Here is a 21,397-nt window from a genome sequence, read left to right as displayed (position 1 = left end):
GGAGGAATAAGATGGAAGTTTTAGCTAAACATCGTTTTGCCCGTACGTCGCCTCAAAAGTGTCGTTTGGTTGCAGATCAAATCCGTGGACTGCCTGTTGCTAAGGCTCTCGAAATATTAACTTTCAGCCCTAAAAAAGCTGCAGTACTTGTTAAAAAAGTACTGGACTCTGCAATCGCTAATGCTGAGCACAATGAAGGTGCTGACATTGACGAGCTAAGAGTTGGAGCCATTATGATCGATGAAGGTCCAACTATGAAACGTATCATGCCACGTGCCAAAGGCCGTGCTGATCGTATAATTAAGCGTACCAGCCACATTACTGTGGTTGTATCAGATCGCTAGGAGTTAGCAATGGGACAGAAAGTACATCCTAATGGTATCCGTCTGGGTATCACTAAGCCTTGGATCTCGACCTGGTACGCTGACAAGTCAGACTATGCCAATAACTTAACTAGTGACAGTGAAGTGCGTAAGTTTCTTGAAAAGAAACTTAAGCAAGCATCAGTCTCTAAGATTGTTATCGAGCGTCCAGCAAAGAGTGTTCGCGTTACTATCCACACTGCCCGTCCAGGTGTTGTGATTGGTAAGAAAGGCGAAGACGTTGAGAAGCTACGCAACGCAGTTGCTAAGCTGACTGGTATTCCAGCTCAAATCAACATCGCTGAGATCCGTAAGCCTGAGCTAGATGCTAAGCTTGTTGCCGATGGCATCGCTTCGCAGCTAGAGCGTCGTGTTATGTTCCGTCGTGCTATGAAGCGCGCAGTACAAAATGCAATGCGTCTTGGTGCTAAAGGTATCAAGGTTCAAGTTGGCGGCCGTCTAGGCGGTGCTGAGATTGCGCGTTCTGAGTGGTATCGTGAAGGTCGAGTACCTCTACATACACTGCGTGCTGATATCGACTATTCTACTGCAGAGAGTCACACCCAATACGGTGTGATTGGCGTTAAAGTTTGGGTCTTCAAAGGTGAAGTTCTAGACGGCGTTGTACCTGCGCATGAAGAGCCGAAACAGCAGCCGAAGCGTAAGCCTCGCGGTAAATAGGAGAGCTGGCAATGCTGCAACCAAAACGAACTAAATTTCGCAAAATGTTCAAAGGCCGCAACCGTGGTCTAGCGAACGGCACTGAAGTAAGCTTCGGTGATTTCGGTTTGAAAGCTGTTGGACGTGGTCGTCTAACTGCTCGTCAAATTGAAGCTGCGCGTCGTGCTATGACACGTCACATTAAACGTCAAGGTCAAATCTGGATCCGCGTTTTCCCTGATAAGCCTATTACCTCTAAGCCTCTTGAAGTGCGTATGGGTAAAGGTAAGGGTAACGTTGAATATTGGGTTTGCCAAATTCAGCCAGGTAAGGTTCTTTATGAGATGGATGGTGTAACAGAGGAGCTAGCTCGTGAAGCTTTCGCTCTTGCTGCCGCTAAGCTACCTCTTAAGACCACCTTTGTAACTAAGACGGTGATGTAATGAAAGCGAGCGAACTAACAGAAAAGAGCGTTGAAGAACTGAACGCTGAACTGCTTGGTCTGCTGCGTGAGCAGTTTAATCTGCGTATGCAACACGCCACTGGTCAGTTGACTCAGACTCATCAGCTTAAAATCGTGCGTCGCAACATTGCGCGCGTTAAGACCATTATTACTTCTAAGGCGGGTGCATAATGTCTGATAATATCCGTACTTTGCAGGGTCGTGTACTTAGCAACAAGATGGACAAGTCTATCACTGTAGCTATTGAGCGTAAGGTTAAGCATCCTTTATACGGGAAGTACCTTAAGCGCACTACTAAGATCCATGCACATGACGAACAAAATCAGTGTAATGCTGGCGATGTCGTGACTATTCGCGAATGCCGTCCGCTTTCTAAGACTAAGTCTTGGACTCTGGTTGAAGTAGTATCTAAAGCCTAAGCTTCTTAGGTTTTAAGCTAAACGGCTCCTTTTGGGAGCCGTTTTTATTTTAACACTATCTATTCTCAATATCGGGTGTTATACTTGCGCGCCATTTTTGACAAAAGTATTGTTAAAAATTGGCGAAAAAGTCGCCCCAAAATTGGGGATGTAAGTAACGTTAGCGGAGCATTTACAATGATCCAAATGCAATCTACTCTAGATGTAGCCTGTAACAGTGGCGCTCGTAGAGTTCAGTGTATTAAGGTCTTAGGTGGATCTCATCGTCGTTATGCCGGTATCGGCGACGTCATTAAGGTTTCTGTTAAAGAAGCTATTCCTCGCGGTAAAGCGAAGAAAGGTGATGTATATAGCGCGGTGGTAGTTCGTACTAAGAAAGGCGTACGTCGCCCAGACGGTTCTGTCATTCGCTTCGATCGGAACGCAGCTGTTTTGCTTAATGCAAACAATGCACCGATTGGTACTCGTATCTTTGGCCCAGTGACGCGTGAATTGCGTAACGAACAATTTATGAAAATTGTTTCTCTGGCACCAGAAGTACTGTAAGGAGCTTCAAATGGCAGCTAAAATCCGTCGTGAAGACGAAGTAATAGTATTAGCAGGTAAAGATCAGGGTAAACGCGGTAAGGTTTCTCAGGTTCTTCCTACTGGTAAATTAATTGTTGAAGGCATTAATCTTGTCAAGAAACACCAGAAGCCAAACCCGCAATTGGGCGTAGCTGGCGGTATTGTTGAGCAAGAAGCACCGATACAAGCATCAAACGTAGCGCTTTTCAACTCTGCCACTGGCAAAGCTGATCGCGTTGGTTTCCGATTTGAAGACGGCCAAAAGGTTCGTTTCTTTAAGTCGAATAGTGAACTCGTTAAGTAATTGGAGTAAACGATGGCGAAACTGCATGATAAATATCAAGAGACTGTTAGTCCTGAACTTGCAAAAAAGTTCGGTTTTACCAGTGTCATGCAAGTCCCTCGGATTGAGAAAATCACCCTTAACATGGGTGTTGGCGAAGCAGTAGCAGATAAGAAAATTATGGAGCATGCGCTTCGTGATATGACTGCTATCGCTGGTCAAAAGCCGGTTGTGACTGTAGCTCGTAAGTCAGTGGCTGGTTTTAAAATCCGTGATGGCTACCCGATAGGCTGTAAGGTTACACTGCGCGGTGAGCGTATGTGGGAATTCTTAGAGCGTTTAGTTGATATCGCAATCCCGCGTATTCGTGATTTCCGTGGCATGAGCGTTAAGTCGTTCGACGGCCGTGGTAACTACGCAATGGGTGTACGTGAGCAAATTATCTTTCCTGAGATCGAATACGATAAAATCGATAAGATCCGCGGCATGGATATTGTGATCACTACTTCTGCGAAGAATGACGAAGAAGGCCGAGCTCTGCTTGAAGCCTTTAACTTCCCATTCAAGAAATAAGGGTAGCGTAATGGCAAAAAGTTCAATGAAAGCACGTGAAGTAAAACGTGCCAAGCTCGTGGCTAAGTTCGCTGAAAAGCGTCTAGCTCTTAAGGCTATCATTAACAGTCCAACTACTTCTGATGAAGATCGTTGGGATGCAGTCCTTAAGTTGCAAGGTCTACCACGTGACTCTAGCGCGGCGCGTCAGCGCAATCGCTGTAGTCAAACTGGTCGCCCACATGGTTATTTACGTAAATTCGGCCTTAGCCGTATTAAATTGCGTGAAGCTACTATGCGCGGTGAAGTTCCTGGCCTACGTAAGGCCAGCTGGTAAACACTTGTCACGGAGTAAGCTTATATGAGCATGCAAGATCCTATAGCGGATATGTTAACCCGTATTCGTAATGGCCAAGCTGCTAACCACGTATCAGTATCTATGCCTTCTGCTAAGCTAAAAGTTGCCATCGCGCAAACGCTTAAAGAAGAAGGTTATATTACTGACTACGCCGTAGCAGATGAAGCCAAGCCTGTTCTTGAAATTACGTTAAAGTATTTCCAAGGTCAGCCAGTCGTTGAGACTATCCAGCGCGTTAGCCGTCCTGGTCTTCGTATTTACAAAAGTAAAGACGAACTTCCAAAGGTTATGGGCGGTTTGGGTGTCGCAATCGTGTCCACTTCTAAAGGTTTGATGACTGATCGTACTGCCCGCCAAAATGGCATGGGCGGGGAAGTTATCTGCTACGTAGCATAAAGGAGCAAGCAATGTCTCGTGTCGCAAAAGCACCAGTCGCTATTCCTGCAGGCGTAGAAGTGACTTTAAACGAACAAACTATCACCGTAAAAGGTACTAAAGGTAGTTTGACTCGAGTAATAAACGCTGACGTTTCTATTGTTGTTGAAGACAATGAAATCAAGTGTAGCCCAATTGAAGGCGTGAAAAATGCCGCTCAAGCGGGTACAGCTCGAGCTTTAATCAACAATATGGTTGTTGGTGTAACAGCTGGTTTTGAGAAAAAACTACAGTTAGTTGGTGTCGGTTACCGTGCGAAAATCGCTGGTAACGGTATTGATTTAACTCTAGGTTTCTCACATCCACTAGTACATGAACTCCCTAACGGCGTAACAGCTGTTTGTCCTTCACAAACTGAAATCGTACTTACTGGTACCGATAAGCAGCAAGTTGGACAAGTTGCAGCTGAGATTCGCGGCTACCGTCCACCAGAGCCTTATAAAGGTAAAGGTGTACGCTATGCTGACGAACAAGTTCGTCGTAAAGAGGCTAAGAAGAAGTAGGTAACGCGATATGGATAAGAAAACATCTCGCTTACGCCGCGCACTACGCGCCCGTAAGAAGATCCAAGAGCTGGGCGTTAATCGTCTGGTTGTACATCGTACACCACGTCACACCTATGCTCAGGTAATAAGCCCTGATTCACAGGTTTTGGCGTCAGCTTCGACTGCTGAGAAAGCGGTAACAGAGCAGCTAAAGTACACAGGTAACGTCGATGCAGCTAAAGTAGTGGGTAAAACCGTTGCTGAGCGTGCTATCGAAAAAGGCGTGACTGTAGTTGCATTCGATCGTTCCGGTTTCAAGTATCACGGACGTGTAGCTGCATTAGCAGACGCCGCTCGTGAAGCTGGCCTCAAGTTCTAAGGAATGATGAAAATGGCTAAATTCGAAGCTCAGCAACAAAAAGATGATCTGCAAGAGAAATTAGTTGCAGTAAATCGTGTTTCAAAAGTAGTTAAAGGCGGACGTATCTTTAGCTTCACTGCACTAACTGTAGTCGGTGATGGTAATGGTAAGGTTGGCTTTGGTTATGGTAAAGCGCGTGAAGTACCAGCAGCAATTCAAAAAGCAATGGAAAAGGCTCGCCGTAACATTGTTTCTGTTGAATTAATCAATGGTACTCTGCACCACCCTGTAAAGGGCCGTCATACTGGGTCGCGTGTTTACATGCAACCAGCATCAGATGGTACCGGTATTATTGCCGGTGGCGCAATGCGTGCCGTATTGGAAGTAGCAGGCGTTCATAACGTTCTGTCAAAAGCATACGGTTCTACTAACCCGATTAACATCGTTCGCGCAACTGTAGATGCGTTGGTGCACATGAAGTCACCATCACAAATTGCAGCTAAGCGTGGCCTGAATGTTAATGAAATTCGAGGTTAATGCACCATGGCTAAGAAAACATTTAAAGTAACTCAGACTAAAAGTTCAATCGGTCGCTTACCAAAGCACCGTGCAACTTTACTAGGTCTAGGTCTGCGCCGAATTAACCACACTGTTGAAGTTGAAGATACTCCTTCTACTCGCGGTATGGTTAACAAGGTTTACTACATGGTTTCGGTGGAGGAAGTATAAGATGCGTCTAAATACTCTATCACCTGCTGCAGGTGCTAAATCAGCAGCTAAGCGTGTAGGTCGCGGTATTGGTTCAGGCACTGGTAAAACTTGTGGTCGCGGCCACAAGGGACAGAAGTCTCGTTCTGGTGGCGGCGTTCGCGTCGGTTTCGAGGGTGGTCAAATGCCACTTAAGATTCGTCTGCCTAAGTTTGGTTTTACCTCGCGTCGTGCGTTGGTAACAGCAGAAGTTCGCATTAGTGAACTTGCAAAAGTTAACGGTGATGTTGTCGACTTAAATGCACTGAAAGATGCGAATCTCGTTACTCGCAACATACAGTTTGCTAAAATCGTTCTTTCAGGTACCATTGAGCGCCCTGTGACCGTAAAAGGTCTGAAGGCAACCAAAGGTGCACGTGCAGCTATTGAAGCTGCCGGCGGAAAGATCGAGGAATAATACGTCGATGGCAAAACCAGGACTTGATTTAAAAAGCGCGAAAGGTGGATTTTCTGAACTGAAGACTCGCCTCCTGTTCGTGATTGGTGCGATTATCGTCTTTAGAGCCGGTTCGTTTATACCAATTCCTGGAATTGACGCTGCTGTATTAGCAGAGCTGTTCAATCAGCAGAAGGGGACTATCTTAGGCATGTTTAACATGTTCTCTGGTGGTGCCCTTGAACGTGCTTCTATCTTTGCATTGGGAATCATGCCGTATATTTCGGCGTCGATTATCATGCAGTTGTTGACTGTCGTGCATCCTGCACTCGCTGAACTTAAAAAGGAAGGCGAATCAGGACGTAAGAAAATCAGTCAATATACCAGATACGGCACATTGGTCCTGGGTACATTCCAGGCAATCGGTATCGCAACGGGTCTGCCAAACCTAGTTCCAGGTTTAGTTGTAAACCTTGGATTTGGTTTCTATTTCGTTGCAGTTGTGAGTCTAGTGACGGGAACTATGTTCCTTATGTGGCTGGGTGAACAGATTACCGAACGAGGCATTGGTAATGGTATCTCGATATTAATTTTCGCAGGTATTGTTGCTGGTCTGCCATCTGCTATCGGCCAAACGGCTGAGCAGGCGCGTCAAGGTGACTTGAACGTACTCGTATTATTGTTGATTGCAGTTATTGTATTTGCCGTAACTTATTTCGTTGTATTTGTGGAGCGTGGCCAGCGACGTATCGTCGTTAACTATGCAAAGCGTCAGCAGGGCCGTAAGGTGTTTGCTGCGCAAAGTACACATTTACCACTTAAGATAAATATGGCAGGTGTGATACCACCAATTTTTGCGTCGAGCATTATTTTGTTTCCAGGCACACTGGCTCAGTGGTTTGGTCAAAATGAGTCCCTTTCATGGTTAAGTGATTTTTCACTTGCTGTGTCACCAGGACAACCGCTCTATTCATTATTGTATGCATCAGCAATCATCTTCTTCTGTTTCTTCTATACTGCGTTGGTGTTTAATCCGCGTGAAACAGCTGACAACTTGAAGAAGAGTGGTGCGTTTATTCCTGGGATCCGTCCTGGAGAGCAGACTTCGCGTTACATTGATAAGGTTATGACTCGCTTGACATTAGCAGGCGCATTGTACATTACCTTTATCTGTTTAATTCCGGAGTTCATGTTAATTACGTGGAAAGTACAGTTCTATTTTGGCGGTACTTCACTACTTATTATGGTAGTCGTAATCATGGACTTCATGGCTCAAGTTCAGACCCATATGATGTCTCATCAGTATGAGTCTGTAATGAAGAAGGCTAATCTAGTTAACAAAGCGAATTTAGATCGCTTTGGTCGCTAAGACAGTTTTCTCGGAGTGATGAAATGAAAGTTCGAGCTTCCGTGAAGAGGATCTGCCGTAATTGCAAGATCGTCAAACGTAGTGGCGTTGTACGCGTGATTTGTGTTGAACCTAAACACAAACAGCGTCAAGGCTAAAAACATTTGTTCAGCCCTGTTCGGGCTGAACAAAATTTTATTTGCAAAACTGTTGTCTGTCGAGTATCCTACCGGGCTTTTCACAGATAACCATTAACTATTTAGGAGTGCATAGTGGCCCGTATCGCTGGCATTAACATTCCTGATCAGAAGCATACAGTCATCGCATTGACTGGAATCTTCGGCATTGGCCGTACTCGCGCTAGAGCAATCTGCGCGGCTACTTCTATTGCTGAAGAAGCTAAGATCAAGGAATTGAGCGAAGCTCAAATTGATACACTACGCGAAGCAGTTGCCGAATACACTGTAGAAGGTGATTTGCGTCGTGAAGTTTCCATGAACATCAAGCGTCTTATGGACCTTGGCTGTTACCGTGGAATACGTCACCGTCGTAGCCTGCCTCTTCGTGGGCAACGTACTAAGACCAATGCGCGTACGCGTAAAGGTCCACGTAAACCAATCAGAAAGTAACGGGGTAAACCGAAATGGCTAAAGTTCCGTCACGTTCTCCGCGTAAGCGTGTACGTAAACAGGTTGCTGATGGTATGGCGCATATCCATGCGTCTTTCAACAACACAATTATTACCATTACTGATCGTCAAGGTAATGCACTATCTTGGGCAACTTCAGGTGGTTCAGGTTTCCGTGGTTCACGTAAATCTACCCCTTTTGCTGCACAGGTTGCTGCTGAGCGTGCAGGTGTTGCTGCTCAGGACTACGGTGTTAAAAACCTTGAAGTTTTTGTAAAGGGTCCAGGTCCAGGGCGTGAATCAGCGATTCGTGCACTAAACTCGGTTGGTTATAAAATAACCAATATTACCGATGTGACGCCTATCCCTCATAATGGTTGTCGTCCTCCTAAGAAACGTCGCGTATAACTCGTCGTTTTTAATAGGATAGTTGGAGAAAGAACATGGCAAGATACTTGGGTCCCAAGCTCAAGCTCAGCCGCAGAGAAGGTACAGACCTTTTCCTAAAAAGCGGCGTGAGAGCAATCGATTCGAAGTGTAAGCTTGAAACTGCACCTGGACAACACGGCGCTCGTAAGACCCGTCTGTCTGAGTATGGCGTTCAGCTACGCGAGAAACAAAAAGTTCGTCGTACTTATGGTGTGCTTGAAAAGCAATTCCGTAACTACTACAAAGACGCTGCACGTACAAAAGGTAACACTGGTGAAAACCTACTTACTCTTTTAGAAACCCGTCTTGATAACGTTGTATACCGTATGGGCTTTGGCGCAACTCGTGCTGAAGCACGTCAGCTTGTAAGCCACAAGTCTATTATGGTAAATGGCAGCGTTGTTAACATTCCATCATTCAAAGTGTCTGCGAATGATGTAATTAGCATTCGTGAGAAGTCTAAGAAGCAAGCGCGTATTATTGCTGCTTTAGAAGTTGCTTCTCAACGCGAAAAGCCAACATGGGTTGAAGTTGATAACACTAAGATGGAAGGTGCTTTCAAGCGTCTACCAGAGCGTAGTGATTTATCTGCGGAAATTAACGAACAGCTGATCGTCGAACTTTACTCTAAGTAAAGTTAACACAAAAGAGAGGACACAATGCAGGGTTCTGTTACAGAATTTCTTAGACCGCGTCTCGTTGATATCGAGCAGGTTAATCCAACACGTGCCAAAGTTACACTTGAGCCGCTTGAACGTGGTTTTGGTCACACTTTAGGCAACGCGTTGCGTCGTATCCTATTGTCGTCTATGCCAGGCTGCGCGGTAACCGAAGTAGAAATTGATGGTGTACTGCATGAATACAGTAGCAAGGAAGGCGTGCAAGAGGATATCCTTGAGATCCTACTAAACCTTAAGGGTTTAGCAGTAGTGATCGAAGGGAAAGACGAAGCTATGCTTACTTTAAGTAAGTCAGGCGCAGGCCCTGTTACTGCAGCAGATATCACGCATGATGGTGATGTTACTATCATGAATCCTGACCATGTTATTTGTCATTTGACAGGTAATAATGATGTCAGCATGCGAATTCGTGTAGAGCGTGGTCGTGGTTATGTACCGGCATCAGCCCGTGCACAAACCGAAGACGATGATCGCCCTATCGGTCGTTTGTTGGTGGATTCTTCATTCTCACCTGTCGCTCGTATAGCCTACAATGTAGAAGCTGCACGTGTTGAACAGCGTACTGACTTAGATAAACTCGTTATCGATATGACCACAAACGGTACTATCGATCCTGAGGAAGCTATCCGTCGTTCTGCAACTATTCTAGCTGAACAGTTAGATGCGTTTGTCGAGCTACGTGATGTTACTGAGCCAGAGCAGAAAGAAGAGAAGCCGGAGTTCGATCCGATTCTGTTGCGTCCTGTGGACGATTTAGAGCTAACTGTACGTTCAGCTAACTGTTTGAAGGCTGAAGCGATTCATTATATCGGTGATCTGGTACAGCGCACAGAAGTTGAGCTGCTTAAGACTCCTAACTTAGGTAAGAAATCTCTTACTGAAATTAAGGATGTTTTGGCTTCTCGCGGACTGTCGTTAGGTATGCGTCTCGAAAACTGGCCTCCGGCTAGTTTAGCAGACGACCTTTAAGTCCAGACTTGTACAGATTTAGGTAATAAGGATTAGGTCATGCGCCATCGTAAGAGTGGTCGTCAACTAAACCGTAACAGCAGTCATCGCCAAGCTATGTTTCGTAACATGGCAAGCTCATTAGTCCGTCACGAAGTGATCAAGACTACTGTAGCTAAAGCGAAAGAACTGCGTCGCGTAGTTGAACCTCTGATAACACTTGCTAAGAGTGATAGCGTTGCAAACCGCCGTTTGGCATTTGCTCGTACTCGCGACGCTGAAGTCGTTGGTAAGTTATTTAATGAATTGGGTCCACGCTACCAGGAACGTCCTGGCGGTTACACCCGTATCCTTAAGTGCGGTCTACGTACTGGTGATAAAGCGCCTATGGCGTTTATTGAACTAGTTGGTCGCCCAGAAGATGCTGAAGCTGTTGAAGCTGATGACTCTGCTGAGTAATTAAGGTATTTCATTTTAAAAAGCCGGGCGAATGCCCGGCTTTTTTATGCATAAAATTTGAATACTGAATTTTAAATCTTCTAATCTATCCATTTTGCTTTTTGTACTATTTTATCGGGGATTTTCAATTCCCAACGCTCAACACCGCTCTTACTAAAAAGGTAAAGCCCTTTACTGTCGAATACAAATGATAATGAGCTTGGTGATGCGCCTTCCAGTACTTGCTTTATCAATCTCCCGGCATGTTGACCATGTAGATATCCATCTAGCACATAACCGCCTATGTTCTTTTGTGGGCCGATGGTAAATTCCCAAAATCCAAAGTGAGGTAATGGAGAATGATCTCTGGTCCAGGCTATGACTTGTTCGGGCGACAGGTGCTTTCCTGAACCATCACGTATCGTATGGTAAAGGCCGATAAATATGGCATCGTATCCTTTTACTTTTGCTTCAGATATACTTGTTTTCCACGTACTAATGTTACTCGTCAGTACGAAGTCCAAGCTCACTCTTCCCATTGAAATACTGTCCAGAGATGGACTGATCTGTTCCAACGACGCAATCGAAGTTTTGCTGTTATCGAAAAGCACTAGAAATCTCTTCTTTGGTTTTTCGCGTAATAACTGATTGGCTAAGAGCAGTGATCTTTTAAATAGTGGCCTTTCCAGTACCCCGGTAAAGTTTTTCTGATTATGTATGTTATAGGTTCGGGGGTTAGTATTGAGTCCAAGGAAGACGACCGGTACCTTTGTCTTCGCAAAACGTTTATGCAGCATCTTAATCGCATTATCATCCGCCAGTACTACAAGATCAGGTTTAAGCTCATTGTAGTGCTGCCAGGCGCGCTCAGCTTGGCTAGCAAAGCTTGTCTGTGGGAGTCGTTTGGTATCCAGATAAGAATGATGGTAATCGTGTTCATCACCAAGGATTGAAACTATGCCCTTATTATAGTTCCTATCCCACTCATATTCCTGATGGTAACTTTCAATGATCAACACTGACGCTGCCATCATTTTTAGTGGGATCATAATCAGTAGGAATAAGAGGTATCGCATTATCTCGGTCTTCTAAAGGCTTTCTATAGTTATAGACCAGCTGTCATGGTATCGAAAGTCAGGCATAAAAAAGGCCTCTCGCGAGGCCTTCTTAGGAGTTCGAACATGGCTACTTAATAGCTACTTTTTTGCTCTTCGTTATAATCCAGCTTTTCATGGGTCTGTCCCATGGCTTCAGCCACTTCAGGAGGCATGTAGTTTTCATCATGCTTAGCTAAAACTTCTGTTGCCTGAAGCTTACCGCCTTCAACTAAAACGCCTTGAGCAACGATACCTTGACCTTCTCTAAACAGATCAGGAAGAAGATCATCATAAGTAACGATGACTTCACCACCGAGCGAGTCATGAACGGCAAATTCAACATGAAGACTGTCCGGATCGCGAACCATCGAGCCAATGGTAACCATACCGCCGACACGGATACGTTGACCAACTTCCGGCTTAACCCCAGTATCTTTCTTACCTTGTACAATCTCTGTAGGTGTGTAGAAGAGGTTCAAGTTCGAGTTGAGTGCATATAATAATAGCGATGCTATTGCAGCTACGCCGCCAATTAGTGCAACTGCCAGTGTTAATCTCTTTTTACGTCTAGGGTTCACTATTTTGTACTCCGGTTTTCTTTAAGGCGCTCTTCTCGTTGTATTTTTTGCGAGATCCCCACCAACACCTTACGTTTTTGTCTGAGACTGTGTGTTACGAGCATACCTATCGATAGAAAGGTAACGCCATAAGCCAGCCATACGTAGAAGGCATAGCCTCCCATGTTAAAAAAATCTGCTAATGAATCGAACTGCATTATTTGACTCCTTCGGCTTTAGCTAGTTCCCGAACCCAAGGGCGCATTCCATTTCTTGCTAGAATTTCGGCTCTGAAACGTATTAATGTTATTGCACCTATCATCATTCCAAATCCAAGAATATTTATCAGCAGTGGATAGAGCATCTCAGTTGGCATAGCCGATTTTTCGGTGATTCGGATGGTCGATGGCTGATGTAATGAGCTCCACCACTCGACAGAGTATTTAATAATCGGAATATTAATTACACCAACTATTGCCAAGATACCGGCCGCTCTAGCGGCTAAAACCTTGTCTTCAAACGAAGCATATAAAGAGATAATACCCAGATATAGGAAAAGTAGTACCAGTTCAGCTGTTAAGCGTGCATCCCAGACCCACCAAGTGCCCCACATAGGTTTACCCCATGTTGCACCAGTAATTAGTGCAATTAAGGTGATGACGGCTCCGATAGGCGCTATGGCGGCGGCGGCCCAGTCGGCGGATTTAATTTGCCAGACAAGACCAATAAATGCTGACGTTGCCATAGCCATATATGCTGCCATAGACATAGAAGCCGCTGGTACATGTATAAAGATGATTCTGTAACTATCACCCATTTGGTAATCTACAGGCGCAAATACCAATCCCCAGACTGAACCTATACCTACTAGGGCAGTTGCCAGCATGGCGAACCAAGGGAGGAGTTTTCCGGATAAATTATAGGCGCGTTCAGGATCCGCGTAACTATGTAGCCATTTCCACATTTAGTTAGTACTCACTCTTAGCGATGCACCAATTGCAAAAGGTGCCAATATTAATGAACCGACCAACATCGCACCTATGATTGCGAGATGACCGCTGTAGGGTAAATTTAAACTCGATGCATCGATTGCTGAGGTGGCAAAGATGAGCACCGGGATATACAAAGGCAGGATAAGCAGACTGAGTAAAACACCGCCTTTATGTAATCCAACCGTTAAGGCTACACCAATGGCACCTAGTAGACTTAATACCGGTGTACCTAAAGCCAGTGTTGCCATCAATGCACCATAGCTATTGTCGTCTAAGTGTAGCAATACTGCTAATAGGGGAGCTACCAGTATTAATGGTACCCCAGTTAAAATCCAATGTGCTAGTACTTTAGCCAATACCATTAAAGGCAGTGGCTGTGGGCTTAATAACATCTGTTCAAGGCTGCCGTCGACGAAGTCTGCCTTAAATAATCTCTCTAATGAGAGCATAGAGGCTAACAGGGCGGCGACCCAGATGACTCCCGGTGCAACCCTGGACAACACTTGTGGTTCTGGACCAATACCCAATGGGAATAGAGTCACCACTAAGATAAAAAAGAGCAGGGGATTAAATATATCGCCTTTATGGCGGATTGCAATTTGTAAGTCACGTTTTAAAAGTGTGAAAAATGCTTGTCTAAAACTGATGCCTTTCTTCATTATGAAACCTTATACAAAGCGATATTCAAGACTAATTTTGCGAAGTATATCGTCACCGATAATTCCCATATCCTGGTGGGTAGTCAAGATGACACATCCGCCTCGCTTGGCATGGTCTAGAAAGATATGTTCCAACTCTTCAACACCTTTCTTATCAATCGCAGTAAAAGGTTCGTCTAATAGCCAAATTTTACAGTTTGTATGCCATAGTCGTGCTAAAGCGGTACGTCTATGCTGCCCAGCTGAAAGGTGACCCGCCAGTGCTTCTTCAAAACCAGCTAAATTAACTTTGGCAAGAATGCCGCGTGTATCGAACTCATCATACCCGCTGATCCTTAAATTGAAGTTAAGATTCTCTTCAGCGGTTAGCTCAGTCTTTACGCCAGCCAGATGGCCGAGGTAGAGAAGATCATCATTGTACTCATCTCTATTACGGGTAATATCTTCGCCCTGATAATACACTTCGCCGGCATATGGGCGAGATAAACCGGCTAAGATGCGAAGTAAGCTGGTTTTGCCTGAGCCGTTCGGCCCTTCTATCTGAACGATTTCGCCCGCGGTTATTTCAAAACTAAGTTCATCAAACAGAATTCGTTCTTCACGAATACAGGTCAATTGATTGGCTGAAAGCAGGGTCTTTGCTATTTGTTGTTCTGCCACTGAGTCCTCTATATCAAGCCGAATGTTAACACAAGAGATATTAACACAATCCCTTTTAGGGGTTTAGTAATGGTTGATTCTATCTGTCAGCAATTTGATATGCTTCCGAAAATTGAACCTTTTAACAAGATTAACTGAACTTTTTCAACATTTGCTAATATAGTCTCTATTTTGTGTATCAAGTCGTGCTAATAGCACGCAGGCTTTGATTGAAATCACAAAAAGGTGAGATTTATTGAAGTTTAATGTATCCTATAAGCGCTAAATAAATAGTCTGCCTTAACTCTTAGTCAGTTAAAAGGGCAGCATTGAAGCTTTGTTAGTATTTGCATTAGGAACATCAAACATGAAAAAATTGTTAGCATTGACTGCTTTCGCTGCATTGACTTTGTCTGCAAACGTATCTGCACAAGAAGGTAAAGCCATCTACGACAAGGCATGTCAAGTATGCCACAGCATGGGTATCGCTGGCGCTCCAAAAGCACATGATGCTGCAGCTTGGGAGCCACGTATTGCTCAAGGTTTGGATACGCTGGTATCTACAGTTAAGACTGGTAAAGGCGCTATGCCACCAGGTGGCATGTGTACAGATTGTACAGATGAAGATTACAAGAACGCTATTGAGTTCATGTCTAAGTAATCTTCGTTGTAGTTCTCTTATCAAGAGACATAAAAAAACCGGCTGATGCCGGTTTTTTTATGTCTTAAATTTGAAGACAAAAAAAGGCCAGCATAGCTGACCTTGAACTATTTATAAGCAGACTTATTTATTCTACTAATGTATCGATTAAGAGTTGAGTCGTGTCACCCACTTTAACCAATGCAAGATGCCCTTGAAGATCGCCGACTTGAGGCTTAACGGTTCCATGCTTAGATAGCACCGCAATAATCTCGACATTCTTTGCACCACTTAGCTTCACATCTCCACCCATAGAGGTTGTGTCATCTAAGGTGATAGTCGTCGGTAAACTTTTAGCTGACACTTTGACGGCAGCTAATGGAACCTTAGGGCCCTCAGTGCTACGCGCAAAGATAAATAGCATATCAGAGCTATTAACTTTATCTGCTAATTCAGGTGCGATTGAAACTTCGACATTAACAGTCTTAGCCGTATCTTTTACGTTGGCATGTGCAGCATCGTTTGGCATTTCACCTGTATCAGCTTCCATTCTCATTTTAGCACTGTCGATGGCATTGATGATGGCACTGCGGTCGACATCTTTTCGCTCGCTATCGAGAATGATCTGCCAAGATTCGATGGCTTTTTCGTAGTTGGCAGTGAAGAACGAATCCATACCCACCAATAACAGTGTAGAAGGATCTTCTGGGTCCAGAGACAGTGATTGATCGATAATCGCTTGTACTGCCGGCGTCATTTGCTGATTGCCTTTGTAATACATGGCCGTAGCTTTTGGTCCAAGTAACTCGGCATGAGTTCCAACAAGTACTATAGCCTTATCGAAGGTCCTAACAGCATCATCATAGCGACTCGCTGAAATATAGCTATGCCCTAAGCTAAACAGTAACTGACTATTTTCTGGTTCGGCTTTAACCTGCTCTTCCATCGCCTGTAAGCGCTGTTGCATGACCTGTTCTTGAGTCATTCCAGCGTGTGGGCCGCCTGGTTGAGGTTGATCGAGTTTTGCGTATGCACCCAGAGTTGTATAAAAGTATCCAGATATTCCGATAATGACCACAGACATCAGCATCGGCCACAATAGCCCTTTAGGCTGGACTTTATTTACTAAAGACTCATCAGTGCCTTGCTTCATATCTTGAAGCAAGCTTATCTCTAACTCTTTTTTGAGGGCATCGAACTCAACTTTATCTAACAGTTCATCTTCGAGCTCTTTTTCTAATGTAGCAAGACGATTGTTAAATAGTTCGAGGTTTGTTTGTTTACGTACTCCTGCTTCTTCCGCTTGCAACATCTTTTGCTGACGAAAGTGAGGAAACCAAATCAGCACTAGGCTGACTAACACAAAAAGCGCAATAAAAATCCAGAGAGTGGTCATTATTTCTTTTTCACATTAGTTACAAAAAATGCGGGTACACCGCAGGGATAGGGATAGGATTATACGGAAAGATTATTCATTGAACAGTAATATAAGAAGTTCATTACTTTAAAAGGTGATAGTTGGGTACTGGTTCACAGTTCGTTTCTATTTTTTTTAAATGGATGAAACTTAAGTTTCACCTAAGGGTCAGAGCTTAAAATCCGATGCTTTTAACATCTGTATCCGTGACTATTGTGAGCATAGAATGAGACAGGTCACCCATATTTGTTCGAAAGAAGCAGACAGATACAACAGCAAATACTAAAATGACTCAAAATATGTACCTTGAGTAGTGTAAGCTGCAAACTCTTGTGTGTTGAATCAAGCACTAACTTGATCAATTCATCTATAGGACTAAGGAAACCCCATGATCCCTGAATTAGGACACTTATCGTTGATAATAGGATTGGCATTCGCCTTCCTGTTAGCCAGCGTTCCTTTAATTGGCGTTGCACGTAAAGACCAATACTTAGTGCGTTATGCTTGGCCATTAAGTTATGGCATGTTCTTCTTTATATTTTTATCCGTTGTTGTTCTTGGTTATAGCTTCGCTATTGATGATTTTTCGGTAGCATACGTTGCTCATCATTCAAATTCGGAACTGCCAATTTTCTTCAAGATAGCTGCGGTATGGGGTGGGCATGAAGGCTCACTACTATTCTGGGTATTTGCTCTGTCGTGTTGGGCAGCAGCCGTAGCATTTTTCAGTAAAGGGCTAGAAGAGGTCTTCACCGCTCGGGTTTTAGCAGTGCTGGCGATGATCACGATCGGCTTTACGCTGTTTATGGTCCTTACTTCGAGTCCTTTTGAACGTTTGTTTCCGGTACCTATGGAAGGACGCGACCTTAACCCAATGCTTCAGGACGTGGGCTTAATCTTCCATCCTCCTATGTTGTATCTGGGTTATGTTGGTTTCGCTGTTAGCTTTGCTTTTGCAATTGCAGCCTTAATGGGTGGAAGTCTGGATTCAGCTTGGGCACGTTGGAGTCGTCCATGGACACTTGCAGCCTGGATATTCCTTACCGGTGGTATTTCATTAGGTTCTTGGTGGGCTTATTATGAGCTTGGCTGGGGCGGTTGGTGGTTCTGGGATCCAGTTGAAAACGCATCATTTATGCCTTGGTTAATCGGTACTGCGTTATTACACTCCGTTATTGTTACTGAGAAGCGTGCCGCATTCCGTAACTGGACGGTATTGCTATCTATCTTCGCTTTCTCATTGAGCTTACTTGGTACCTTCATTGTACGTTCTGGTGTTTTGACTTCTGTGCACTCATTTGCAGCAGATCCAAGTCGAGGCATGTTCATTCTCTTGCTTCTGGGGCTGGCTGTCGGCGGTTCGCTCACGTTGTTTGCGTTTAGAGCCAGTGAGATGAAGAGTCCTGCTCGGTTCGAGCTTAAGTCAAAAGAAACCATGCTATTAGTATGTAATATTTTACTGACGGTAGCCTGCGGTACGGTTCTTCTGGGTACCTTGTATCCGCTACTTATCGATGCACTAAACATGGGTAAGATTTCAGTTGGACCTCCTTACTTTAACGCAGTGTTTGTACCTATCGTTCTTGTACTATTTGTGTTTATGGGAATTGGTCCAAATATTCGTTGGAAAAAATCCAAGCCTGGCGAGTTAAAGGCAAAGCTATTAGTGCCAGCAATTATCGCGACGGTTGCAGGTGTAGCCGCTCCTTTCCTTGCTGATGGTCAATTTAATATCTGGGTTATGATGGGGGTTGGTACCGCTACATGGGTTACTGCTAGCACATTTAGAGCGGCCCTCGATATCACCAAAGATAAAGATGGTTCGTTTAGCCTTGCCAGAATGGGAAGAAGCCAGCTGGGTATGATCATTGCCCATCTGGGTATTGCCGTATCTGTCGTCGGTGGAACTATGGTTTCAAACTACTCGATAGAGAAAAGTGTACGTATGGGACCTGGGATCAGTCAGGAACTTGCTGGTTACACCTTTAACTACATTGAGACAAAGAATGTTGTGGGTCCGAACTACACCGCTCAACAGGGGCAGGTTGAGGTCACTAAAGATGGTGAGTTTGTCGCCCTTCTAAGGCCAGATCGTCGCCAGTACAACGTTCGTACTATGGACATGACAGAGGCTGGAATCGATTGGGGATTATTCAGAGATCTCTATATCACAATGGGTGATCCATTAAGTAGAACTCAGTTTGCTGTTCGTCTTAACTATAAGCCATTTGTTCGTTGGTTATGGTTCGGAAGCATATTTATGATGGTCGGTGGTGTCTTTGCCGCGTCAGATAAGCGTTATCGTACAAAGAAAGTAACAGAAGCATCGAAAGCTGATGCTAAAAAAGCGAAATTAGCTACGGCTTAACTTGAATTGGGGCAAGTATGAAGAAGAGGCTAGTACTATTTATTCCGTTGGTATTATTCTTAGTTATGGGAGTGTTCCTTTATAAGGGACTCTTCCTTAATCCACAGAATCTAGATTCTGCACTTGAGGGAAAGCCGATACCGGCTTTCCAGCTAGAGCGTCTTGAAGACCGCGGTGATTTAATTACAAACGAGAGCTTAAAGGGAAAGGTTTCATTATTAAATGTATGGGCCACATGGTGCCCATCGTGTAAGTATGAGCATCCTTACCTGATGAGATTAGCAAGACAAGATATCTTACCAATCTACGGTATTAACTATCGTGATGAACGAGCAATGGCGATTCGTGAGCTAAACCGTCAGGGTGACCCATATACAGTTAACATTTTCGATCACGATGGCCGCTTAGGGTTAGACCTTGGTGTTTACGGTGCTCCAGAAAGTTACTTGGTCGATCATAATGGAATTATTCGTTATCGTTACGCTGGTCCTATCGATCAGCGTGTCTGGAATGAAACCTTATTTCCTATGATTGAGGAGCTTCAGGCTGCTGCTAAATTGGATGGTGCATCATGAACAAGTTGATTTTTAAGTTTCTCGGCATGATTCTTTTGTCTATGACACTGATCTCATCGGCCTTTGCGACTCCGGTCGATACTTATGAGTTTAAATCTGTTGATAAACAGAAACGAGCGCTAGAGTTAGCGCACTCGCTTCGTTGTCCCCAGTGTCAGAACCAAAACTTAATCGATTCTAATTCACCTGTTGCACAGGATCTCCGTCTTGAAGTTTATCAGATGGTTGATGCGGGTAAAGCCGATGATGAAATCATCGAGTTTATGACCAGCCGTTATGGTGAGTTCGTACTCTATAAACCAAGAATGGAAGCGAAGACCTATGCTTTATGGTTAGGTCCGGTTGCTTTACTCTTATTTGGCTTATTGATTGGCTTCTTCTTTATACGTAAGCAACGTATAACTGAAGTAGATGAGCAGGAACTCAGTGCTGAAGATCAAAAAGAGTTAGATAAATTGCTTAAGCGAGCGGATAAATGAAGAAACGGTTAGCTAGTGTGCTAACAGTTTCGCTGTTGGCTCTAAGCTCGCTCTCTGCAAGTACAGCATTTGCCTACCCTGGTATGCAAAAAAAAGCAGAAGCTGCGAGCCAATCCAGTATTGACCTTATTAATGTTTTACCAAAAACATATGCTATAGACGTCGTTCCCTTTAAAGATAGCAAAGGTGATGCGGTAGATTTCAGCCAATATAAAGGTAAGGTGATCATGGTCAACATGTGGGCGACTTGGTGCCCACCTTGCGTTCGTGAATTACCGGCGATTGAACGTTTATCTGCTAAGTTCGATTCCAAAGACTTTGAAATTTTGCCAATCTCAATCGATCTTGAAGGTAAAGATAAGGTTGAACCATTTTTGAAAGAGCTAGGAATGGAAGCGTTCAATTCTTACTATGATGAAAAGCAAGAGTTAGGTCGTGTTTTTCCACTCGATACAATTCCTGCGACTTTCATTTTGAATAAAGAAGGTGAACTGTTGGCCTTTGTACGCACTTTTGTCGATTGGGATGACAAAAAAGCCGAAGAGTTGATACAAAGTTTTATAGATAAGCCATAAATCAGTATTATCTAGATTGAATAAAGGGACCTCTGGTCCCTTTATTCAATCCATAAGACGTAATTAATTCGTAAAGTGTGCTGTAAACGAATTATAAATAGTCACTTCGTCTAATCAGTATACGTTCGATACGATTATTGAAATATTCATTCAAAAAGCCCTTGCACCCTTTCTTAAACTCCCTATAATGCGCATCCACTGACACGGCACAGCAGGCCAACTAAGCTAATTACTTGAGATTAGAAATAGTCAAAAGGTTAGATAGTACGGGACTTGCAGCAGTGTTAGAGAGTTTAACTTCTTCGGAATTAGACTCAGGTGACAAGCGCTTTAAGGGCTTCGGGTGTTGATTGGTTTTCACATTAGTGATTAAGAAATCATCGCTTGAAAAACTTCTTAAAATAAGCACTTGACGCCAACCACGGAGCGTGTAAAATACGCCTCCTCAAGCCAACGACCTAGCGTCTAACGGCAGCATCTGAAAGATTGATGCTAACGCTCTTTAACAAATTGAAACAAGAAATCTGTGTGGACACTCACAGGTGTTGAGTTATTCGAAATTGCTTCTTTGGAAGCAATCAAAAATTTAACTCGATGAACCACTGAGTGACCATAGCAATATGTAAACTTCATTAATCTTCGGATTGATGAAAAACAGTATAATTCATTGAGCCGTTTTGCTCACGCTCTTAGTTGAGTTAGTGAGTAAAACAAAAAACTTTAATTGAAGAGTTTGATCATGGCTCAGATTGAACGCTGGCGGCAGGCCTAACACATGCAAGTCGAGCGGAAACGGAGATAGCTTGCTATCAGACGTCGAGCGGCGGACGGGTGAGTAA

The 21,397-nt window shown here is 44.1% G+C and carries 34 protein-coding genes and 1 rRNA gene; 28 read left to right on the top strand and 7 right to left on the bottom strand.

Going from position 1 to position 21,397, the window contains the following annotated elements; all coding sequences use genetic code 11:
• The first annotated feature begins 11 nt into the window (after nt 1-11).
• The 22 genes from rplV to rplQ all read left to right on the top strand — a co-directional run bounded on the left by rplV (nt 12) and on the right by rplQ (nt 10,581).
• A complete protein-coding gene (gene rplV, locus EKG38_RS23120; RefSeq protein ID WP_012144645.1) occupies nt 12-344 on the top strand; it encodes a 50S ribosomal protein L22 in 333 nt (110 codons plus the stop codon).
• A gap of 9 nt (nt 345-353) precedes the next feature.
• Nucleotides 354-1,043, top strand: coding sequence for a 30S ribosomal protein S3 (rpsC, locus tag EKG38_RS23115; protein ID WP_012144644.1), 690 nt, complete (start codon nt 354-356; stop codon nt 1,041-1,043).
• An 11-nt stretch (nt 1,044-1,054) separates the two neighbouring features.
• The gene (gene rplP, locus EKG38_RS23110) at nt 1,055-1,465 is read left to right on the top strand and encodes a 50S ribosomal protein L16 (RefSeq protein WP_012144643.1); all 411 of its coding nucleotides are present in this window, start codon (nt 1,055-1,057) and stop codon (nt 1,463-1,465) included.
• The gene (gene rpmC, locus EKG38_RS23105; RefSeq protein WP_012144642.1) at nt 1,465-1,656 is read left to right on the top strand and encodes a 50S ribosomal protein L29; all 192 of its coding nucleotides are present in this window, start codon (nt 1,465-1,467) and stop codon (nt 1,654-1,656) included. Before rplP ends, rpmC begins: the two co-directional genes overlap by 1 nt.
• Entirely contained in the window at nt 1,656-1,904 is a 249-nt protein-coding gene (rpsQ, locus tag EKG38_RS23100) for a 30S ribosomal protein S17 (RefSeq protein ID WP_012144641.1), read from the top strand. The genes rpmC and rpsQ overlap by 1 nt, the downstream gene beginning before the upstream one ends.
• 177 nt (nt 1,905-2,081) lie before the next feature.
• Entirely contained in the window at nt 2,082-2,450 is a 369-nt protein-coding gene (rplN, locus tag EKG38_RS23095) for a 50S ribosomal protein L14 (RefSeq protein WP_126523270.1), read from the top strand.
• A gap of 10 nt (nt 2,451-2,460) precedes the next feature.
• Complete coding sequence (rplX, locus tag EKG38_RS23090; protein ID WP_126523269.1) at nt 2,461-2,775, top strand: 50S ribosomal protein L24; 315 nt, start codon at nt 2,461-2,463, stop codon at nt 2,773-2,775.
• 12 nt (nt 2,776-2,787) lie between these two features.
• Nucleotides 2,788-3,327, top strand: a complete 540-nt coding sequence (rplE, locus tag EKG38_RS23085; protein WP_126523268.1) for a 50S ribosomal protein L5 — start codon at nt 2,788-2,790, stop codon at nt 3,325-3,327.
• A gap of 10 nt (nt 3,328-3,337) precedes the next feature.
• Nucleotides 3,338-3,643, top strand: a complete 306-nt coding sequence (rpsN, locus tag EKG38_RS23080; protein WP_126523267.1) for a 30S ribosomal protein S14 — start codon at nt 3,338-3,340, stop codon at nt 3,641-3,643.
• Between the two features lie 24 nt (nt 3,644-3,667).
• Nucleotides 3,668-4,060 (top strand): 30S ribosomal protein S8, encoded by a 393-nt coding sequence (rpsH, locus tag EKG38_RS23075; RefSeq protein WP_126523266.1) that lies wholly within the window; start codon nt 3,668-3,670, stop codon nt 4,058-4,060.
• An 11-nt stretch (nt 4,061-4,071) separates the two neighbouring features.
• Nucleotides 4,072-4,602 (top strand): 50S ribosomal protein L6, encoded by a 531-nt coding sequence (gene rplF / locus EKG38_RS23070; RefSeq protein ID WP_126523265.1) that lies wholly within the window; start codon nt 4,072-4,074, stop codon nt 4,600-4,602.
• A gap of 10 nt (nt 4,603-4,612) precedes the next feature.
• Nucleotides 4,613-4,963, top strand: a complete 351-nt coding sequence (rplR, locus tag EKG38_RS23065) for a 50S ribosomal protein L18 (protein ID WP_126523264.1) — start codon at nt 4,613-4,615, stop codon at nt 4,961-4,963.
• A gap of 12 nt (nt 4,964-4,975) precedes the next feature.
• Complete coding sequence (gene rpsE / locus EKG38_RS23060; protein ID WP_126523263.1) at nt 4,976-5,482, top strand: 30S ribosomal protein S5; 507 nt, start codon at nt 4,976-4,978, stop codon at nt 5,480-5,482.
• 6 nt (nt 5,483-5,488) lie between these two features.
• Complete coding sequence (rpmD, locus tag EKG38_RS23055; RefSeq protein ID WP_126523262.1) at nt 5,489-5,674, top strand: 50S ribosomal protein L30; 186 nt, start codon at nt 5,489-5,491, stop codon at nt 5,672-5,674.
• Nucleotide 5,675: 1 nt separating this feature from the next.
• Complete coding sequence (gene rplO, locus EKG38_RS23050; RefSeq protein ID WP_126523261.1) at nt 5,676-6,110, top strand: 50S ribosomal protein L15; 435 nt, start codon at nt 5,676-5,678, stop codon at nt 6,108-6,110.
• A 7-nt stretch (nt 6,111-6,117) separates the two neighbouring features.
• Nucleotides 6,118-7,458, top strand: a complete 1,341-nt coding sequence (secY, locus tag EKG38_RS23045) for a preprotein translocase subunit SecY (RefSeq protein ID WP_126523260.1) — start codon at nt 6,118-6,120, stop codon at nt 7,456-7,458.
• Between the two features lie 23 nt (nt 7,459-7,481).
• Complete coding sequence (gene rpmJ / locus EKG38_RS23040) at nt 7,482-7,595, top strand: 50S ribosomal protein L36 (RefSeq protein ID WP_126523259.1); 114 nt, start codon at nt 7,482-7,484, stop codon at nt 7,593-7,595.
• Between the two features lie 114 nt (nt 7,596-7,709).
• Complete coding sequence (gene rpsM, locus EKG38_RS23035) at nt 7,710-8,066, top strand: 30S ribosomal protein S13 (protein WP_077750933.1); 357 nt, start codon at nt 7,710-7,712, stop codon at nt 8,064-8,066.
• Nucleotides 8,067-8,080: 14 nt separating this feature from the next.
• The gene (rpsK, locus tag EKG38_RS23030; RefSeq protein WP_012144629.1) at nt 8,081-8,473 is read left to right on the top strand and encodes a 30S ribosomal protein S11; all 393 of its coding nucleotides are present in this window, start codon (nt 8,081-8,083) and stop codon (nt 8,471-8,473) included.
• Nucleotides 8,474-8,508: 35 nt separating this feature from the next.
• Nucleotides 8,509-9,129, top strand: coding sequence for a 30S ribosomal protein S4 (gene rpsD, locus EKG38_RS23025; RefSeq protein WP_012144628.1), 621 nt, complete (start codon nt 8,509-8,511; stop codon nt 9,127-9,129).
• A 24-nt stretch (nt 9,130-9,153) separates the two neighbouring features.
• A complete protein-coding gene (locus EKG38_RS23020; RefSeq protein ID WP_012144627.1) occupies nt 9,154-10,143 on the top strand; it encodes a DNA-directed RNA polymerase subunit alpha in 990 nt (329 codons plus the stop codon).
• Nucleotides 10,144-10,182: 39 nt separating this feature from the next.
• Complete coding sequence (gene rplQ, locus EKG38_RS23015) at nt 10,183-10,581, top strand: 50S ribosomal protein L17 (protein ID WP_012144626.1); 399 nt, start codon at nt 10,183-10,185, stop codon at nt 10,579-10,581.
• An 80-nt stretch (nt 10,582-10,661) separates the two neighbouring features.
• Here rplQ and EKG38_RS23010 read toward each other — a convergent pair whose 3' ends face one another.
• The 6 genes from EKG38_RS23010 to ccmA form a co-directional block, all read right to left on the bottom strand.
• Complete coding sequence (locus EKG38_RS23010; RefSeq protein ID WP_126523258.1) at nt 10,662-11,636, bottom strand: ABC transporter substrate-binding protein; 975 nt, start codon at nt 11,634-11,636, stop codon at nt 10,662-10,664.
• A 113-nt stretch (nt 11,637-11,749) separates the two neighbouring features.
• Nucleotides 11,750-12,235: a cytochrome c maturation protein CcmE gene (gene ccmE / locus EKG38_RS23005; RefSeq protein ID WP_126523257.1), complete on the bottom strand. Its 486-nt coding sequence runs from the start codon at nt 12,233-12,235 to the stop codon at nt 11,750-11,752.
• Complete coding sequence (ccmD, locus tag EKG38_RS23000; protein WP_126523256.1) at nt 12,235-12,432, bottom strand: heme exporter protein CcmD; 198 nt, start codon at nt 12,430-12,432, stop codon at nt 12,235-12,237. The genes ccmE and ccmD overlap by 1 nt, the downstream gene beginning before the upstream one ends.
• Nucleotides 12,432-13,178, bottom strand: coding sequence for a heme ABC transporter permease CcmC (gene ccmC / locus EKG38_RS22995; protein ID WP_126523255.1), 747 nt, complete (start codon nt 13,176-13,178; stop codon nt 12,432-12,434). Before ccmC ends, ccmD begins: the two co-directional genes overlap by 1 nt.
• Nucleotides 13,179-13,865, bottom strand: coding sequence for a heme exporter protein CcmB (gene ccmB, locus EKG38_RS22990; protein WP_126523254.1), 687 nt, complete (start codon nt 13,863-13,865; stop codon nt 13,179-13,181).
• 9 nt (nt 13,866-13,874) lie between these two features.
• Nucleotides 13,875-14,525: a cytochrome c biogenesis heme-transporting ATPase CcmA gene (gene ccmA / locus EKG38_RS22985; protein ID WP_126523253.1), complete on the bottom strand. Its 651-nt coding sequence runs from the start codon at nt 14,523-14,525 to the stop codon at nt 13,875-13,877.
• Nucleotides 14,526-14,871: 346 nt separating this feature from the next.
• Between ccmA and EKG38_RS22980 the strand changes: the two genes are divergently transcribed.
• A complete protein-coding gene (locus tag EKG38_RS22980) occupies nt 14,872-15,165 on the top strand; it encodes a c-type cytochrome (RefSeq protein WP_126523252.1) in 294 nt (97 codons plus the stop codon).
• Between the two features lie 127 nt (nt 15,166-15,292).
• Here EKG38_RS22980 and ccmI read toward each other — a convergent pair whose 3' ends face one another.
• Nucleotides 15,293-16,540, bottom strand: coding sequence for a c-type cytochrome biogenesis protein CcmI (gene ccmI / locus EKG38_RS22975; RefSeq protein ID WP_126523251.1), 1,248 nt, complete (start codon nt 16,538-16,540; stop codon nt 15,293-15,295).
• Nucleotides 16,541-16,949: 409 nt separating this feature from the next.
• Between ccmI and EKG38_RS22970 the strand changes: the two genes are divergently transcribed.
• The 5 genes from EKG38_RS22970 to EKG38_RS22950 all read left to right on the top strand — a co-directional run.
• Nucleotides 16,950-18,929: a heme lyase CcmF/NrfE family subunit gene (locus EKG38_RS22970; RefSeq protein WP_126523250.1), complete on the top strand. Its 1,980-nt coding sequence runs from the start codon at nt 16,950-16,952 to the stop codon at nt 18,927-18,929.
• A gap of 17 nt (nt 18,930-18,946) precedes the next feature.
• Complete coding sequence (locus EKG38_RS22965) at nt 18,947-19,504, top strand: DsbE family thiol:disulfide interchange protein (RefSeq protein ID WP_126523249.1); 558 nt, start codon at nt 18,947-18,949, stop codon at nt 19,502-19,504.
• Nucleotides 19,501-19,983 carry a heme lyase NrfEFG subunit NrfF gene (gene nrfF, locus EKG38_RS22960; protein WP_126523248.1) on the top strand — a complete coding sequence of 161 codons (483 nt, stop codon included), beginning with the start codon at nt 19,501-19,503 and terminating at the stop codon, nt 19,981-19,983. Before EKG38_RS22965 ends, nrfF begins: the two co-directional genes overlap by 4 nt.
• The gene (locus EKG38_RS22955; protein WP_126523247.1) at nt 19,980-20,558 is read left to right on the top strand and encodes a TlpA disulfide reductase family protein; all 579 of its coding nucleotides are present in this window, start codon (nt 19,980-19,982) and stop codon (nt 20,556-20,558) included. Before nrfF ends, EKG38_RS22955 begins: the two co-directional genes overlap by 4 nt.
• A gap of 721 nt (nt 20,559-21,279) precedes the next feature.
• Nucleotides 21,280-21,397 (top strand): 16S ribosomal RNA (locus EKG38_RS22950); the annotation flags it as partial.

This window comes from Shewanella canadensis (genome assembly GCF_003966225.1).
Classification (GTDB): domain Bacteria; phylum Pseudomonadota; class Gammaproteobacteria; order Enterobacterales; family Shewanellaceae; genus Shewanella; species Shewanella canadensis.
Note: the sequence above shows the minus strand (reverse complement) of the source record. Positions and strands in the feature narration are given on the sequence as shown.

Excerpts from the sequence above, each read along its gene's own strand:
- rpsK (WP_012144629.1), top strand. The coding sequence starts at position 8,081 with ATGGCTAAAGTTCCGTCACGTTCTCCGCGTAAGCGTGTACGTAAACAG.
- rpsH (WP_126523266.1), top strand. The coding sequence starts at position 3,668 with ATGAGCATGCAAGATCCTATAGCGGATATGTTAACCCGTATTCGTAAT.
- ccmB (WP_126523254.1), bottom strand. The coding sequence starts at position 13,865 with ATGAAGAAAGGCATCAGTTTTAGACAAGCATTTTTCACACTTTTAAAA.
- rplP (WP_012144643.1), top strand. The coding sequence starts at position 1,055 with ATGCTGCAACCAAAACGAACTAAATTTCGCAAAATGTTCAAAGGCCGC.
- rpsE (WP_126523263.1), top strand. The coding sequence starts at position 4,976 with ATGGCTAAATTCGAAGCTCAGCAACAAAAAGATGATCTGCAAGAGAAA.
- rplO (WP_126523261.1), top strand. The coding sequence starts at position 5,676 with ATGCGTCTAAATACTCTATCACCTGCTGCAGGTGCTAAATCAGCAGCT.
- rpmD (WP_126523262.1), top strand. The coding sequence starts at position 5,489 with ATGGCTAAGAAAACATTTAAAGTAACTCAGACTAAAAGTTCAATCGGT.
- rpsQ (WP_012144641.1), top strand. The coding sequence starts at position 1,656 with ATGTCTGATAATATCCGTACTTTGCAGGGTCGTGTACTTAGCAACAAG.
- rplX (WP_126523269.1), top strand. The coding sequence starts at position 2,461 with ATGGCAGCTAAAATCCGTCGTGAAGACGAAGTAATAGTATTAGCAGGT.
- EKG38_RS23010 (WP_126523258.1), bottom strand. The coding sequence starts at position 11,636 with ATGCGATACCTCTTATTCCTACTGATTATGATCCCACTAAAAATGATG.
- ccmC (WP_126523255.1), bottom strand. The coding sequence starts at position 13,178 with ATGTGGAAATGGCTACATAGTTACGCGGATCCTGAACGCGCCTATAAT.
- rpmJ (WP_126523259.1), top strand. The coding sequence starts at position 7,482 with ATGAAAGTTCGAGCTTCCGTGAAGAGGATCTGCCGTAATTGCAAGATC.
- rpsN (WP_126523267.1), top strand. The coding sequence starts at position 3,338 with ATGGCAAAAAGTTCAATGAAAGCACGTGAAGTAAAACGTGCCAAGCTC.
- rpsC (WP_012144644.1), top strand. The coding sequence starts at position 354 with ATGGGACAGAAAGTACATCCTAATGGTATCCGTCTGGGTATCACTAAG.
- ccmD (WP_126523256.1), bottom strand. The coding sequence starts at position 12,432 with ATGCAGTTCGATTCATTAGCAGATTTTTTTAACATGGGAGGCTATGCC.
- rplR (WP_126523264.1), top strand. The coding sequence starts at position 4,613 with ATGGATAAGAAAACATCTCGCTTACGCCGCGCACTACGCGCCCGTAAG.
- secY (WP_126523260.1), top strand. The coding sequence starts at position 6,118 with ATGGCAAAACCAGGACTTGATTTAAAAAGCGCGAAAGGTGGATTTTCT.
- rpsD (WP_012144628.1), top strand. The coding sequence starts at position 8,509 with ATGGCAAGATACTTGGGTCCCAAGCTCAAGCTCAGCCGCAGAGAAGGT.
- ccmI (WP_126523251.1), bottom strand. The coding sequence starts at position 16,540 with ATGACCACTCTCTGGATTTTTATTGCGCTTTTTGTGTTAGTCAGCCTA.
- EKG38_RS22970 (WP_126523250.1), top strand. The coding sequence starts at position 16,950 with ATGATCCCTGAATTAGGACACTTATCGTTGATAATAGGATTGGCATTC.
- rpmC (WP_012144642.1), top strand. The coding sequence starts at position 1,465 with ATGAAAGCGAGCGAACTAACAGAAAAGAGCGTTGAAGAACTGAACGCT.
- rplV (WP_012144645.1), top strand. The coding sequence starts at position 12 with ATGGAAGTTTTAGCTAAACATCGTTTTGCCCGTACGTCGCCTCAAAAG.
- rplQ (WP_012144626.1), top strand. The coding sequence starts at position 10,183 with ATGCGCCATCGTAAGAGTGGTCGTCAACTAAACCGTAACAGCAGTCAT.
- nrfF (WP_126523248.1), top strand. The coding sequence starts at position 19,501 with ATGAACAAGTTGATTTTTAAGTTTCTCGGCATGATTCTTTTGTCTATG.
- rplN (WP_126523270.1), top strand. The coding sequence starts at position 2,082 with ATGATCCAAATGCAATCTACTCTAGATGTAGCCTGTAACAGTGGCGCT.
- EKG38_RS23020 (WP_012144627.1), top strand. The coding sequence starts at position 9,154 with ATGCAGGGTTCTGTTACAGAATTTCTTAGACCGCGTCTCGTTGATATC.
- EKG38_RS22965 (WP_126523249.1), top strand. The coding sequence starts at position 18,947 with ATGAAGAAGAGGCTAGTACTATTTATTCCGTTGGTATTATTCTTAGTT.
- EKG38_RS22955 (WP_126523247.1), top strand. The coding sequence starts at position 19,980 with ATGAAGAAACGGTTAGCTAGTGTGCTAACAGTTTCGCTGTTGGCTCTA.
- EKG38_RS22980 (WP_126523252.1), top strand. The coding sequence starts at position 14,872 with ATGAAAAAATTGTTAGCATTGACTGCTTTCGCTGCATTGACTTTGTCT.
- rplE (WP_126523268.1), top strand. The coding sequence starts at position 2,788 with ATGGCGAAACTGCATGATAAATATCAAGAGACTGTTAGTCCTGAACTT.
- rplF (WP_126523265.1), top strand. The coding sequence starts at position 4,072 with ATGTCTCGTGTCGCAAAAGCACCAGTCGCTATTCCTGCAGGCGTAGAA.